At 67.9% G+C, this 13,117-nt stretch carries 9 protein-coding genes; 2 read left to right on the top strand and 7 right to left on the bottom strand.

All coding sequences use genetic code 11. From position 1 onward, the window contains the following. Window positions 1-83: 83 nt before the first annotated feature. From AC16DP_RS31860 to chrA, 4 genes are all read right to left on the bottom strand, one after another. Window positions 84-3,122 (bottom strand): ATP-binding protein, encoded by a 3,039-nt coding sequence (locus AC16DP_RS31860; RefSeq protein ID WP_329725420.1) that lies wholly within the window; start codon window positions 3,120-3,122, stop codon window positions 84-86. Then, window positions 3,119-3,733, bottom strand: coding sequence for a DUF4194 domain-containing protein (locus AC16DP_RS31855; RefSeq protein WP_329725419.1), 615 nt, complete (start codon window positions 3,731-3,733; stop codon window positions 3,119-3,121). The genes AC16DP_RS31860 and AC16DP_RS31855 overlap by 4 nt, the downstream gene beginning before the upstream one ends. Further along, on the bottom strand, window positions 3,730-5,166 hold the full coding sequence (locus tag AC16DP_RS31850) for a DUF3375 domain-containing protein (protein ID WP_329725418.1): 1,437 nt from the start codon (window positions 5,164-5,166) through the stop codon (window positions 3,730-3,732). Before AC16DP_RS31850 ends, AC16DP_RS31855 begins: the two co-directional genes overlap by 4 nt. A gap of 231 nt (window positions 5,167-5,397) precedes the next feature. After that, on the bottom strand, window positions 5,398-6,546 hold the full coding sequence (gene chrA, locus AC16DP_RS31845) for a chromate efflux transporter (RefSeq protein WP_329725417.1): 1,149 nt from the start codon (window positions 6,544-6,546) through the stop codon (window positions 5,398-5,400). Between the two features lie 306 nt (window positions 6,547-6,852). Here chrA and AC16DP_RS31840 point away from each other — a divergent pair, with 306 nt between their 5' ends. Then, a complete protein-coding gene (locus tag AC16DP_RS31840; protein ID WP_329725416.1) occupies window positions 6,853-8,928 on the top strand; it encodes a M13 family metallopeptidase in 2,076 nt (691 codons plus the stop codon). A 107-nt stretch (window positions 8,929-9,035) separates the two neighbouring features. Further along, window positions 9,036-11,276: a prolyl oligopeptidase family serine peptidase gene (locus AC16DP_RS31835; RefSeq protein ID WP_483956911.1), complete on the top strand. Its 2,241-nt coding sequence runs from the start codon at window positions 9,036-9,038 to the stop codon at window positions 11,274-11,276. A gap of 8 nt (window positions 11,277-11,284) precedes the next feature. Here the strand turns inward: AC16DP_RS31835 and AC16DP_RS31830 are convergent, their stop codons facing one another. The 3 genes from AC16DP_RS31830 to AC16DP_RS31820 form a co-directional block, all read right to left on the bottom strand. Beyond that, window positions 11,285-11,944: a hypothetical protein gene (locus tag AC16DP_RS31830; RefSeq protein WP_329725414.1), complete on the bottom strand. Its 660-nt coding sequence runs from the start codon at window positions 11,942-11,944 to the stop codon at window positions 11,285-11,287. Window positions 11,945-11,993: 49 nt separating this feature from the next. Beyond that, window positions 11,994-12,521, bottom strand: coding sequence for a DNA starvation/stationary phase protection protein Dps (gene dps / locus AC16DP_RS31825; RefSeq protein WP_329725413.1), 528 nt, complete (start codon window positions 12,519-12,521; stop codon window positions 11,994-11,996). Between the two features lie 63 nt (window positions 12,522-12,584). After that, the gene (locus AC16DP_RS31820; protein ID WP_329725412.1) at window positions 12,585-13,112 is read right to left on the bottom strand and encodes a carboxymuconolactone decarboxylase family protein; all 528 of its coding nucleotides are present in this window, start codon (window positions 13,110-13,112) and stop codon (window positions 12,585-12,587) included. Window positions 13,113-13,117: the final 5 nt, after the last annotated feature.

Here is a 13,117-nt window from a genome sequence, read left to right as displayed (position 1 = left end):
TCCTGCTTGCTACCCGCGCCCCCGGGAGGGCCGACGTCTGTTCTGTGCTCGAAATCGCTCACAAGAGCCCCTGGTTCCTGCTCTCATGCATGAGTTGGGCCAGTTGTCATGAATATGATGGGCTCACGCCAGCGCTCGGAAGCCGAGAAGCCGAACCAATTGCGCACGTCCGTCACCCGGCGGGTCCACCGGGCATCCAGCTCCGCATGGCCCTCGCGCCCGCGGAAGCGCTCGATGATGCGCTTGACCTCGAGGAACTTCTTCTCCGAGTACGCATCGTCCTCCGAGCCCGTGAGCGCCCCTTCCGTGCAGGCGCGCAAATCCTGTTGGAACTCGCGCACGTCCGGGTCGGCGCTCGAAGCGGTCTCCAGGACGATGTATCGCCCCGGGTTGTAGTCGATGCCTTGGAGTGAGCGGTTGATGAGCTGGATGCGCTCGAGGATGTCCTGGCGCTCGCGATGAAGCTGGGCCTGGAAGTTGGCCACCTCGCGGATGGTGTTCTCGTTCAGCAGGCTCTTGAAGCGCGCCTCGAAGGCGGGCAGGCCGTCCTTGCGCAACGACTCCAGCATGCCGATGTATTCGCCCGCGGCCTCCAGCCGGGCGTCCACTTCCTGGGTGTCCAGCGGAAAGGCCGCCCGGTAGGCCTCCATGGCGGAGATGATGGCGTCACGCACCGTGGTGAGCTTCCGGTTCTCGGCATCGATGCGCTTCTGGAGTTCTTCGCGCACCTCCCGTTCGCGCTCGTCACAGGTCTCCACCTCGAGCGTATCGCTCCCCCACCTCTCCGCGTACAGGGCCGCGACACGCGGGTAGTGCGAGCGCAGGGGCTCGGGAGTCTGCTGCTGGAGCAGCTCGCACCTGGCCAGCTCCTTGCGTGCGCTCTCCTCGTGCGTTTCCAGCCGGCCTTGGAGCTTCTCCACCTCCTTGAGCTTCGTTTCCGTCCGCTTCAGCTCGCCCTCGAGCTTCTCGAGCTGGCGCTGGAGGACGCGCAGCTTGTTGGACCCGGACTCGAGCTCGCGCAGTTGCTCCTCCAGGCGCTGGAGGTTGGCGGCGACGGATGGCCAGTCCAGCTCGCGGAAGGAGTCGAAGACGGCGAGTTGGCTCAGCACCTCGCTCCGGCCTTGCAACGCCTTGCGCCGGGAGTCCAACGCCTGCCAGCGCTCGAGCACCTCGTGGATGTGTGTCTCCAGCTGACGCGCCCCGGCTTCCAGGACGGTCCGCTTCTGTTCGTTCGTCCAGCCGAGTACCCACTGGGAGCGGTCATCGAGCCGATGCCGGTCGTCCTTCTCGTGCCGCCCACCCGGGTTCTTCATCTGGCCCGTGGCGGTCAGCGCCTGACGCTCGCGCCGGAACTGCTCCAGGGTGTCGCAGCACACGTAGTCGAAGCGCCGCGCGAGCTCCGCCTCCAGCCACCGGTACATGCCCGAGTCCGGTTTGATGGAGAGCTTGCGGAGCAGCGATTGGGGATGAGGCGTGTGCGCCCGTGCCGCTGGCTCTTCGTGGACCCGGTAATAGACGAGCCGTCCGCCCAGGTGGGTGCGATTCACCCACTGCGTCACCTGCGGGTAATGCGCGTCCGGCACCAGGAGCGAGAGCCCGAAGGCGTGCAGCACGCGCTCGATGGCTCCCTGCCAGGCGTGTTCCTCCTCCCGCACTTGCAGGAGCTCGCCCGTGAAGGGCAGTGTGTCCACGGGAAGCTCGAGCCCGGCACACAGCCGCTCGCGCAGCTCCAACATGCGGTGGGGGAGGTTGGAGCGCCGCCGCCGCAGCGACTCGAGCTCGGCGGTGACCTCTTGATGTCTGCTCTTGAGGTCGCGCAGCTCGACCCCCAGGTCGGTCAGTGCGTTCTGGGTCTGGGAGAGCTCGCCTTCCGCTTGCTGGCGCAGCCTGGGGAGGTCGCGGCTATTGGCCAGGAAGCGCTCGACGTCCGTGGCCTCCGGCAGCCCCAACTCCCGGGCCATGCGTGCATACCGCTCGGCCTTCTGGCGGCGCTCCTCCTTCTCCCGGTGGTGCTGGGCCAGCTCCGCTTTCAGCGACTCGATGCGCTCGCCACCATTGGCCGCGATGTCCTGCTTGAGCCGGTCTCGCTCCCGGCCCTGGTGACCGCGCTCCTCGGTCAGCTGCTCGGCTTCAATCCGCGCGCTCTCGCGTCTGGCCTTCAGCTCCGCGAGCTGGACCTCGACGAGCCGGGCCTTCTGCTCGGAGAACCACGGGCGCAGCGCCTCGCGGCAGTTCCGGAGTACCTCCACTTCGGCCACCAGCGTGCCGTGGCGCTCACAGTCCCGCACCAGCGGCTCGAGCTGGCTGACCTGACGCTTGGCCTTGAGCACGGCTTCGTGCGCGCGGTGAAGGTGCTCGAAGTGGGCAATGAGTGCCTCCAGGCGCTGCTCGGTGGAGGACGGCTGCAACATGTGCTGGCGCACGAAGTCCGTGAGGTTTCCCACGGACTTCATCGACACGGTCTGATGGAAGAGCTCCAGCGCCTGCTCGTTCCCGATCGCGAAACGCCGCCGGAAGGCGGCCTGGTAGGGCGGGAACGTCTCGTGCACCTCACGGGTGAGCCCCTTGAGGCGCTTCTTCAGGGTTCCGAGGTCCGCTCCAAAGCCAGCGAAATGCTCGGCAATCGAGAGCCGTGCGTCCGCCACCACGAAGAGCCGCTGGGGCTGGCCCTCGGCTTCGCGCATCCAGAGCACCTGCGCCAGCGTGACGTGCTGCGCATACCCCTCGTTGTAGAAGTGGCCGAGCAGGACGGAGTAACTCGTCCCGTTGCGCAGGAAGATGGGGCGGGCGCCATGTCCTGTCTCACCCCGCTCGGACTTGTACTGTCCCAGCACATAGGAGCGCGGGGTGCGCTCGCGCGACTCCGCCCCCGCCGCCTTGTTGTAGGCGAGCTTCTGCGGGGGGACGAGCAACGTCACCAGCCCATCCACCAGGGTTGATTTGCCCGAGCCGATGTCGCCGGTCAGCAGCCCGTTGTCGCCACCGAGGTCCAGGTGCCACACCCGCTCGTGGAAGGTCCCCCAGTTGTAGACCTCGAAACGGTGGAGCCGGAAACCGCTCCGCTCGCTGGAGGTGTGGGAGTCGAACAGGTGGCCTTGCGTGATGGGAATTCCGGTGCTCATGACCTGTCTCCCCCTTCCTGCACGAGGTGGGCGTGGTAGTCCGCGAGCCGCTGTTGGAAGGTGTCCAGCCACTGCGCATCGACGAAAGCCTTGAGGATGCGGCGGACCTCGAGCGCATCGTCGGTGCCCCTCATCCGGCGAAGGAAGCCCAGCTCCACCACCTTGGCGATGTCCGCATCGAGCCGGTCCTCCAGACGCGCCTGATTGGTTCCGTCTGGCAGGAACAGACGCACCATCTCCAGGATGTCGTCGCGCCGGAGCACGAGCCGGCTGTCACCTCCTGTCGCGTCCGCCTCCGCCAGCTTCTTGCGCAGGAGCGCCAGGAGCAGGCTCACCCCGTAGCCCAGCTGCCGGCGTGGGACGAGGCGCGGCAGCTCCGGCTCGCCCTCCACGGCGGGCCGCTGGCGCAGGTAGGCGTAACCCTCGGCCTCGTCGAGCATCAACTGCAGACCCAACACCGTTACATGGTCACGCACGCGCGCCTGCAACTGGAGCAGCTCCTGCCAGAGGGAGGGATCGCTCTCCTGGTAGAGCACCCCCTTCATCAGGGAGACGAGCACATGGGAGAGGGAAGGGGCGGAGCCCGTGGGGTTCGAAGTGGGGAGCGTCATCGGTGGAATCGCACCAGGGGAAGGATGGCGCGGCGCACGTGGCCCCGCGCGTCCGTCCAGAAAAGGGTCTGTGAGGTGTCCTCCTCGACCGCGGCGCGCCGGTCCTCGGCGGCGAGACTCAGGTAGGCCACCAGCTCGGCGAGTCCGTGCTGGAGTGGGTGCTCCCGCACGAGCTCCGCGAGCGACACCTGCTCGCGGGCCTGGAGCGCGTGACGGACGTTTTCACGCAGCTGCGCCTTGTCGATGAAGGTCTGATGGAAGAGGGCCTCGGCGGGGACCTCCTCGCTTGCCTCGAGCACCGTGGCGTCCGCCATGCACGGCCGGAAGGGGGGCGAGAAGAGGGGCCGCTCCAGGGGCAACTCCACCGCGGGGGCGGGCTCATCCAGCTCCATGAAGGCGCGCTCGGGCGGGTGGGCCCGCACCGCGAGTGCATGGTGCTCGACGCCCCGTAACAGCTGCATGATGCGGCGGTTCTCCAGCCAGACACGGTCGTCGAGATAGCGTCTCAACTGCTCGGAGAGCCGCGCCACGGTGCGCTGGGTGTGCTCACCCGCCTCGAGCCAATCGAAGTGGATGCGCATCAACCGTGGGTCCGGGTGGAGCGCCTGGACCGCCGGCTGGGCAAACACCCGCTCGAGCTGGCGGGTGAGCTCTTCCTGGCGTGTGGGCGACATGAGGAAGTCCCAGAAGGCCCGGAAGCTGCGTCCCTCGGCCGAGCCACTGATGGTGTCGCGCTCGCCAAAAACCGTTTCCAGCAGCTCTCCCTTGGCGCCTTCCCAGGTCGCGACCCGCTCACGCAGGGAACGGTCATGGTCGACGAACCTGTGCTCCAGCTCGCGGAAGTCGGACAGCAGTCCGCGGGCGGTGTCCGCCATTTGTTGGAAGCGGTCCTTGAGGGCGGACTCGTCCATCAACTCCAGGTGCCCGGCGCGCAGGCGAGCCATCTCCTTCTCGAGCTCGCCTTTGCGGCGCTCCAGCTCCGCGAGCCGGGCCTGGGCGTCCAGCTCCGTTCCCTCCGTCATCTGCTCCAACAGGTGGAAGATGGTGAGCAGCCTCGATTCCGTTCCCACGAAGGCCCGTTGGTGGAGCTGAACGAGCCAGTCCATGGCGCGCACGGTCGCCGGAGTCAGGTCGAAGTGGGGCTCGTCCGTGTCAGGTGGGTAGAACTTGCGCAGCCAGCCCCGGCCGTCCGCCGCCCAATCATCGAGGTAGGCCCCTGCCGTCCGTGGAAAAGCCTCTTCCCCCCATCGCTCGCGCAGGGCATGCAGGTGGTCCTCGAGCCTCGTCACCAGCTCGCGTTGGGACAGTGCCCGCGCGTTGGCCTGGAGGAAGACGCCGTGGAGGAAGCTGATGATGAGCGGAGCGTGGTCCGCGACGAGCAGCCGCCAGGCGGGATGTTTCTGTCGCAGGGTCTCGAGCGTCGCGAAGTCCATGGCGTCTGCCTCGGACGCGGGGCAAGGACACCCGCGTGAGGCCGCTCAGGGTAGGAGCCAGGAAGTCACTTCCCAGGCATGGCTCCGCATGGAGAGCGTCTCTCATTGGTAATGAGGACAGGGTGCTTTGTCTGTACCACTCGAGGGGTAGACAGGAACCTGCCTGGTGGGGAGGCGAGCAGCTCTGGCCGGCGTCCCCGTGGTTCCGCGATAGCCGCGTCGCGTTGGCCATCAGCCCACCAGCAGCCCCACCAGCGCGCCACCCAGCACGAGCCACGCGGAGTTGACGCGGTAGCGGATGAGCAGCACGGCGCTGACGAGCGCGAGGCCCACCGTCCACACGTCCACCAGGGCCGCGCGCCCGAGCTGCCAGGTGACGGTGGCCATCAGCGCCAGGGAGGCCACGTTGACGCCGTCGAGGAACGCGCCCGCCACCCACGAGCGGCGCATCCGGGGCACCAGCGGTCCGCTCACCGCGACGAAGAAGAACGCGGGCAGGAAGATGCCCACCGTGGCCACCACCGCGCCCGGGGCGCCTCCCAGCACGTAGCCGATGAAGGTCGCCGTGGTGAAGACGGGCCCGGGCGTCACCTGGCCCACCGCCACCGCGTCCAGCAATTGCGCCTCGGTGAGCCAGCCCCAGCGCTCCACCAGGTCCGCGCGCAGGAAGGCCAGCAGCACGTAGCCACTGCCGTACAGGATGGAGCCCACCTTCAGGAAGAAGAGGAACAGGCCGCCGAGGCTGAAGCCCGGAGCCGCCGTCGCCGCCATCACTCCGCCCAGTGGCAGGCCCGGGAGCAGTGCCTTCACCGACGGGGGCGCCATGCCTCCGCCCTCGCGCCGCCGGGCCACCCACCGGCAGAGCGTCACGAAGCCCCCCGCCAGCAGCAACAGGAGCAGCTCGTTCACTCCCAGGACGCCCAACGCCACGCAGACCACGCCCACCGCCGCCAGCAGCTTCGTCTTCGCCGCCCCGCGTGTCAGTCCCCAGATGGCCTGCAGCACCACGGCGATGATGACGGGCTTCACGCCATACAGGACATGCCCCACCCGCGGCAGCTGCCCGAAGCGCGTGTACACCCAGCCAATGGCCGACACGATGAGGAACGCCGGCAGGATGAAGCACGTGCCCGCCACCACCAGCCCGCTCCAGCCCGCCCGCCGATGGCCGATGTGGATGGCCAGCTCGGTCGAGTTCGGCCCGGGAATGAGGTTGGCGGCTCCGAGCAGATCCAGGAACTCCTCGTGCGTGAGCCACTTCCGGCGCCGGACGACCTCGTCCTCCATCAGCGCGATGTGTGCCGCCGGGCCTCCGAAGGCCGTCGTCCCCAGCCGCAGGAAGAGCAGCGCCAGCTCCCTCAGTGCCCCCGCCTGGCTCACTTCCGCCGCTCCGCTCCGACGAGCAGCGTCGCGGGTGGAGCCTCGCTGGACAGAAGGCGATCGAAACGCATCGCGTCACACCCTCCCTTTCCGGCCGCTCTTCGCACGGATTTCCCTCGCTGTCGCGGCTCATTCGCGTCACGACGCTGCGTGTCGCCGGGTGCACCAGGGGCCGGTGGACGCCCGGAGCGCTGCTCGGGCAGCATGCGCGACCTGAAGGAGGAGCATCCAGGCAGCCATGGGAATTCCCAGCCGCTCCTGGGGTTACCTGCCTTCGTCTCACCCGATACCGCACAGCGAGAACGCATGAACAGCAAGAAGCCCCTCCGTCTTTCCTGGGCTCCCACGCTCGGGGCCTGCCTCCTCCTGGGATGCACGGCCACCTCGCGCACCACCCAGCCGGACGCGGCCGTCCAGGCCTCCACGCCCCGCGCCCTCGGCGTCGACACCCAGAACTTCGACCCCAGCGTGCGCCCGCAGGATGACTTCTTCCGCTACGTCAACGGCACGTGGCTGAAGACGGCGGAGATCCCCGCCGACAAGGCCCGCTACGGCTCCTTCATCGAGCTGCGCGACAAGAGCGAGGCCGCCCTGCGCGTCATCATCGAGGAGGCCGCCTCCACCCAGGGCAAGAAGCCCGGGACGGATCCGCAGAAGGTCGGTGACCTGTACCAGAGCTTCATGGACACCGAGCGCATCGAGTCGCTCGGCCTCCAGCCGGTGCGCGGGGACCTCGAGCGCATCTCCGCGCTCCAGGACAAGCAGGGGCTGCCCGAGCTGTTCGCCGCGCTCGCGCGCATGGGCGTGCAGACGCCGCTCACCGTGTACGTGAGCCAGGACGCCAAACAGGCCACGCGCTACATCGCGCAAGCCAACCAGAGTGGCCTGGGCCTGCCGGATCGCGACTACTACTTCAAGCAGGAGCCGCGCTTCGCCGAGACGCGCGCCGCGTACCTCACGTACATCGAGACGCTGCTGGGCCTGGCGGGGGAGAAGGACCCGGCTGGCGCGGCCAAGGCCGTCCTGGCGTTCGAGACGTCGCTCGCGGAGAAGCACTGGGACCGCGTGCGCAACCGTGATCGCGAGGCCACCTACAACCTCAAGAGCGTGGCCGAGCTGGATCAGCTCACCCCGGGCTTCTCCTGGTCGCGCTACCTCAAGGCCCTGGGGGCGGAGAAGACGCCGGGCGTCGTCGTGCGCCAGCCGGACTACTTCCAGGCCATGGACGCGGTGCTCGCCCAGACGCCGCTGCCCACGCTCAAGCAGTACCTCGCCTTCAAGCTGCTCGACGACATGGCGCCCCTGCTCAGCTCCAGGTTCGAGCAGGCCGAGTTCGTCTTCCGCGGCAAGACGCTCCAGGGCCTCCAGGAGAACCGCCCCCGCTGGAAGCGCGGCGTGGAGACGGTGGACGGCGCGCTGGGCGAGGTGCTCGGCAAGCTCTACGTGGAGCGCCACTTCAGCCCCGAGAGCAAGGCCCGCATGCAGCAGTTGGTGAAGAACCTGCGCGTCGCCTTCGAGAAGGGCATCGACCAGCTCGAGTGGATGAGCCCGGACACGAAGACCCAGGCCAAGGCCAAGCTGGCGAAGTTCAACGTGAAGATCGGCTACCCGGAGAAGTGGCGGGACTACTCCGCGCTCACCGTCAGCAAGGACGACCTGGTGGGCAACGTGAAGCGCGCCACCGAGTTCGAGGTCCGCCGCAACCTCGACAAGCTGGGCAAGCCCATCGACCGGCTCGAGTGGATCATGACGCCGCAGACGGTGAATGCCTACTACAGCTCGACGATGAACGAGATCGCCTTCCCGGCCGCCATCCTCCAGCCTCCCTTCTTCAATCCCGAGGCGGATGATGCCGTGAACTACGGCGCCATCGGCGGCGTCATCGGCCATGAGATCAGCCACGGCTTCGATGACCAGGGCAGCCGCTCCGACGGTGACGGCAACCTGCGCGATTGGTGGAGCGCCGAGGACAAGTCCGCCTTCCAGCAGCGCACCGGCATGCTGGCGGACCAGTACTCCGCCTTCACCCCGCTGCAGGGGATGAACCTCAACGGCAAGCTGACGCTGGGAGAGAACATCGGCGACCTGAGCGGCCTGACCGTGGCCTTCAAGGCCTACAAGCTGTCGCTGGGCGGCCAGGAGGCTCCGGCCATCGAGGGCTTCACGGGAGATCAGCGCTTCTTCCTCGGCTGGGCCCAGGTGTGGCGCACGCTGCACCGCGACGATGCCCTGCGGCAGCTGCTCCTCACGGACACGCACTCGCCCGGCGAGTACCGGGTGAACGGCGTGGTGCGCAACATGCCCGAGTTCTACTCCGCCTTCGGTGTGAAGGAGGGTGACGGCGTGTACCTGCCTCCCGAGAAGCGCGTGAAGGTCTGGTAGTTTTTCAGTGACGGCGTGCTCCCGGGGGCGCTTCCGACGCGGCGAGTCATGTGACTCGGTGTCTGTTTCGGAAATACGCCCCCGGGCTGATAGGTTCGCGCGCCACCATGAAACTCCGCGCTTTCTCCGCCGCCGCGTGTGCCCTCTGGCTCACGCACTGCAGCCATGCTCCCGCGCAGCTGGAGGCCCAGTCCCCCAGCGCGTCCCAGCCCTCCACCGCGCCCTCCGCTTCCAGCTCGGCGAGCGCTTCCTCCCAGGCCTCCTCGCGCCCGAGCTATCCCGCCGCGCGCAAGGACGACGTGGTGGACGACTACCACGGCACGAAGGTGGCCGATCCGTACCGCTGGCTGGAGAACCCCGACTCCCCCGAGTCCCGTCAGTGGATCGAGGCCCAGAACCAGCTCACCTTCGGCTATCTGGAGAAGCTCCCCCTCCGCGCTCAAATCAAGCAGCGGATGACCGAGCTGTGGGACTACGAGAAGTACGGCGTGCCCTGGCGTGAGGGCAATCGCTACTTCCTCTTCCGCAACAACGGCCTGCAGGCCCAGTCCGTGCTCTACACGGCCGACTCGCTCGCGGCCGAGCCCCGCGTCCTGATCGATCCGAACACGCTGTCCGCGGATGGCACGGTGGCCCTCTCGGGCCTCGACATCACCGAGGATGGCAACCTGATGGCGTACGGCGTGGCCTCCGCCGGCAGTGACTGGAAGGAGATCCGCGTGCGGGACGTGCGCACGGGCAAGGATCTGCCGGACATCATCAAGTGGGTGAAGTTCTCCGGCTCGTCCTGGACGAAGGACGGCAAGGGCTTCTTCTACAGCCGCTATGACGAGCCCAAGGCCGCCGAGGCCATGAGCGGCGCCAACTACTATCAGAAGCTCTATTTCCACAAGCTGGGCACGCCGCAGGCCGAGGACGTCCTCGTCTACGACCGCAAGGACCAGAAGGAGTGGGGCTTCGGCGGCTTCGTCACGGATGACGGGCGCTACCTGCTCATCAACGTCTCGCGCGGCACCGAGCCGAAGAACCTCGTCTTCTACAAGGACCTGAAGGACTCCAGGTCCCCGGTCGTCGAGCTGCTCAAGGACTGGGAGGCGGAGTACGAGTACGTCGGCAACGACGGCACGGTCTTCTGGTTCAAGACGGACCTGGACGCGCCGCGCGGCCGTGTCGTCGCCATCGACCTGCGCAAGCCGGAGCGCAAGAGCTGGAAGGAGATCATCCCCCAGGGCGAGGAGACGCTGGCGCACGTCAACCTCGTCAACAACCAGTTCATCGTCAGCGTGATGAAGGACGCGCACTCGCAGGTGAGGCTGTACTCGCTGGAGGGCAAGGCGAAGGGCGAGCTGGCGCTGCCCGGCCTGGGCACCACCTTCGGCTTCGGCGGCAAGCGCCAGGACACGGAGACCTTCTACGCCTACTCCAGCTACACCACGCCGACGACCATCTACCGCTATGACCTGAAGGCCGGCCAGACCCAGGTGTTCAAGGCGCCGCAGGTGAAGTTCGACCCGTCGCAGTACGAGACGACGCAGGTCTTCTACACGAGCAAGGATGGCACGCGCGTCCCCATGTTCCTCAGCCACAAGAAGGGGCTGAAGCTGGATGGGAACAACCCGACGCTGCTCTACGGCTACGGCGGCTTCAACGCCCCGATGACGCCGGGCTTCAGCGTGGCCAACCTGGTGTGGATGGAGCAGGGCGGTGTCTACGCCGTGGCCAACCTGCGCGGGGGTGGCGAGTACGGCCGCGAGTGGCACGAGGCCGGCACGAAGCTGAAGAAGCAGAACGTCTTCGACGACTTCATCGCCGCGGCCGAGTGGCTCATCGCCAACAAGTACACCTCGACCCCGCGTCTGGCCATCACCGGCCGCTCCAACGGTGGCCTCCTGATTGGCGCGGCGGTGACGCAGCGTCCGGACCTGTTCGGCGTGGCCCTGCCGGGCGTGGGCGTGATGGACATGCTGCGCTTCCACAAGTTCACCATCGGCTGGGCGTGGACGAGCGACTACGGCTCCTCGGAGAACCCGGAGGAGTTCAAGGCGATCCACGCGTACTCGCCGCTGCACAACCTGAAGCCGGGCACGCGCTACCCGCCCATGCTCGTCCACACCGCGGACCATGATGACCGCGTGGTGCCGGGCCACAGCTTCAAGTTCACCGCGGCCGCCCAGGCGGCACAGGCCGGTGACGCCCCGGTGCTCATCCGCATCGAGACCAAGGCGGGCCATGGTGCCGGCAAGCCCACCGGGAAGATCATCGAGGAGTACACGGACCTGTGGGCCTTCACGCTGCAGCAGATGGGGCTGGGCGTGGGTCAGGCCGTCGCCGGTGACCAGGCGCGCTGAGCCGGGCGTCAGGCGGGCTTGCGGAGCACGTCCAGGGCCGCGACGAGCACGGGCGTGTAGTCGGTGAAGCCCTCGGGGGTCTTCCCTCCGGGGAGCAGCACCGCGCCCTTGCCGCCCACCGCGCCGAAGCGCACGCCGGGGGCCTCGAAGTACCCGCCATGGAAGGTGTCCTGGATGAGCTGGGCCTGCTGCTCGGGGTTCATCTTCGTCCAGGGCTTCCCCGCGCGCAGCGCCTTCACGTAGTCGTAGCCCTCGCCGAAGCTCTGGGCCCACAGCGACTCGGCCACGTAGCCGATGCCGCGGTGCTGGTACTGCCAGACGTGGGTGCTCTCGTGGACGAGCAGCCACGCCTTCGCCCTGTCCCCGCGCCACAGGGCGTCGTAGTCGATGGAGGGCAGGTGGAGCGTGTTGCCCAGCACGAAGGCCCGGCTCCCGTTGAGGCCCGCGATGAAGGGGGCCATCCGCACCAGGCGCATGGGCTTGTAGTCGAGGCCATCGCCGAACACCTCGCGCAGCAGCCGCACCTCCGCGTCACTCAGCGAGCGCTTGTCGCCGCCCGGAGCGGCCGCCTTGGCGTCCGCCGTTCCCACCGCGCGGAGGCCTGGCGCCTCCTGCTCCCGTCCCTCGGGAGGCACTGCCTGGGGACGGGGTGAATCCCGGCCTGACATGTCGAGGCTCCTCGCGTTGACCGCCGCGCGAAGGTTAGCCCGGCCCGCTTCAGCTCTCCAGCGAGGCGCGCAGGAACCAGGCGTGCTTCTCGAACTCGGTGATGATGCCGGTGAGCAGGTCCACCGTGTCCGTGTCCTGGTGCTGCTCGGCCACCTTGCGGCTGTCGCGCGCGCCCGTGAGGTAGGACTCGATGCGGTCGGCCAGCAGCCGCACGTGCTCCAGGTCCTTGGACGTGTCCTGCGGGTAGTCCGGCAGGCGGCTCGTCTTCGCCACGTGCCGGGCGGTGCCGTACGCCTTGCCTCCCAGCGTCACCGCGCGCTCGGCCACCGAGTCGTTGTGGGCCGCCAGGCTCACCGCGAACGTCTCGAAGAGCGGGTGGAGCGCCGCGAACTGCGGGCCCTTGATGTTCCAGTGGGCGACCTTGATTTGACTGTGCAGATCCAGACCATCGGCCAGCCGCTCGTTGAGGGTGGCGGAGACGGCGGAGCGGGTCTGCTCGGAGAGGGGGCTCGGGCTGCGGTACATGCGTTCGTTCCTTTCGTGTGTGTTTGAAGAGAGAGATGCGCGGGCCCGCAAAGTGACGCGCCCCCCGGTGTTGCCACCGGAGGGCGTGTCTGATGTCAGCGTGAAGCGGAACGCCTACGACTCGAGGCCCACCGCCGCCGCGTGGACGACCGCGGCGATGCGGACCGCGTCGTGCACCTGGTCCTCGGAGAGGCCGCCCTCGATGACGACCTTCTCGTGCGACTGGACGCACGTCTCGCAGCCGTTGATGGCGCTCACCGCCAGGCAGACGAGCTCGAAGTCCACCTTGGTGGTGAGGACCTGCACCAGCCGGTTCATCCGCAGGCCGGCCCGCTTGGAGGAGTAGGACTCCTTCCCCACCATGTGGCGGAACCGGTAGTAGACGTTGTTCATCCCCATCAACGAGGCCGCGGCGCGCGCGTCCTCGATGACAGGCTCGGCCTTCTCGCCCAGCGCCTGACGGGCCTCGTGCAGCATGGCCTCCTTCAGCCGCTCATTGCGAGCCGCGAAGGCGCTGCCCACCGCCACCCCCCAGCGCTGCTCGGGGGTGAGGCTGTTGTTCTCCAGTACCGCCTGGAGGTTCAGCCGGGTGTCCCGGTGGGCATCCGTCAACTCACCCCGAACGACTTCGAGCGACGCCATGACGC

Source organism: Archangium sp. (genome assembly GCF_057119385.1).
Note: the sequence above shows the minus strand (reverse complement) of the source record. Positions and strands in the feature narration are given on the sequence as shown.

What these genes read in the sequence shown, in the direction of transcription:
- AC16DP_RS31850 (WP_329725418.1), bottom strand. Translation starts at nt 5,166, where the DNA reads ATGGACTTCGCGACGCTCGAGACCCTGCGACAGAAACATCCCGCCTGG.
- AC16DP_RS31820 (WP_329725412.1), bottom strand. Translation starts at nt 13,112, where the DNA reads ATGGCGTCGCTCGAAGTCGTTCGGGGTGAGTTGACGGATGCCCACCGG.
- AC16DP_RS31835 (WP_483956911.1), top strand. Translation starts at nt 9,036, where the DNA reads ATGAAACTCCGCGCTTTCTCCGCCGCCGCGTGTGCCCTCTGGCTCACG.
- AC16DP_RS31840 (WP_329725416.1), top strand. Translation starts at nt 6,853, where the DNA reads ATGAACAGCAAGAAGCCCCTCCGTCTTTCCTGGGCTCCCACGCTCGGG.
- AC16DP_RS31860 (WP_329725420.1), bottom strand. Translation starts at nt 3,122, where the DNA reads ATGAGCACCGGAATTCCCATCACGCAAGGCCACCTGTTCGACTCCCAC.
- AC16DP_RS31855 (WP_329725419.1), bottom strand. Translation starts at nt 3,733, where the DNA reads ATGACGCTCCCCACTTCGAACCCCACGGGCTCCGCCCCTTCCCTCTCC.
- AC16DP_RS31830 (WP_329725414.1), bottom strand. Translation starts at nt 11,944, where the DNA reads ATGTCAGGCCGGGATTCACCCCGTCCCCAGGCAGTGCCTCCCGAGGGA.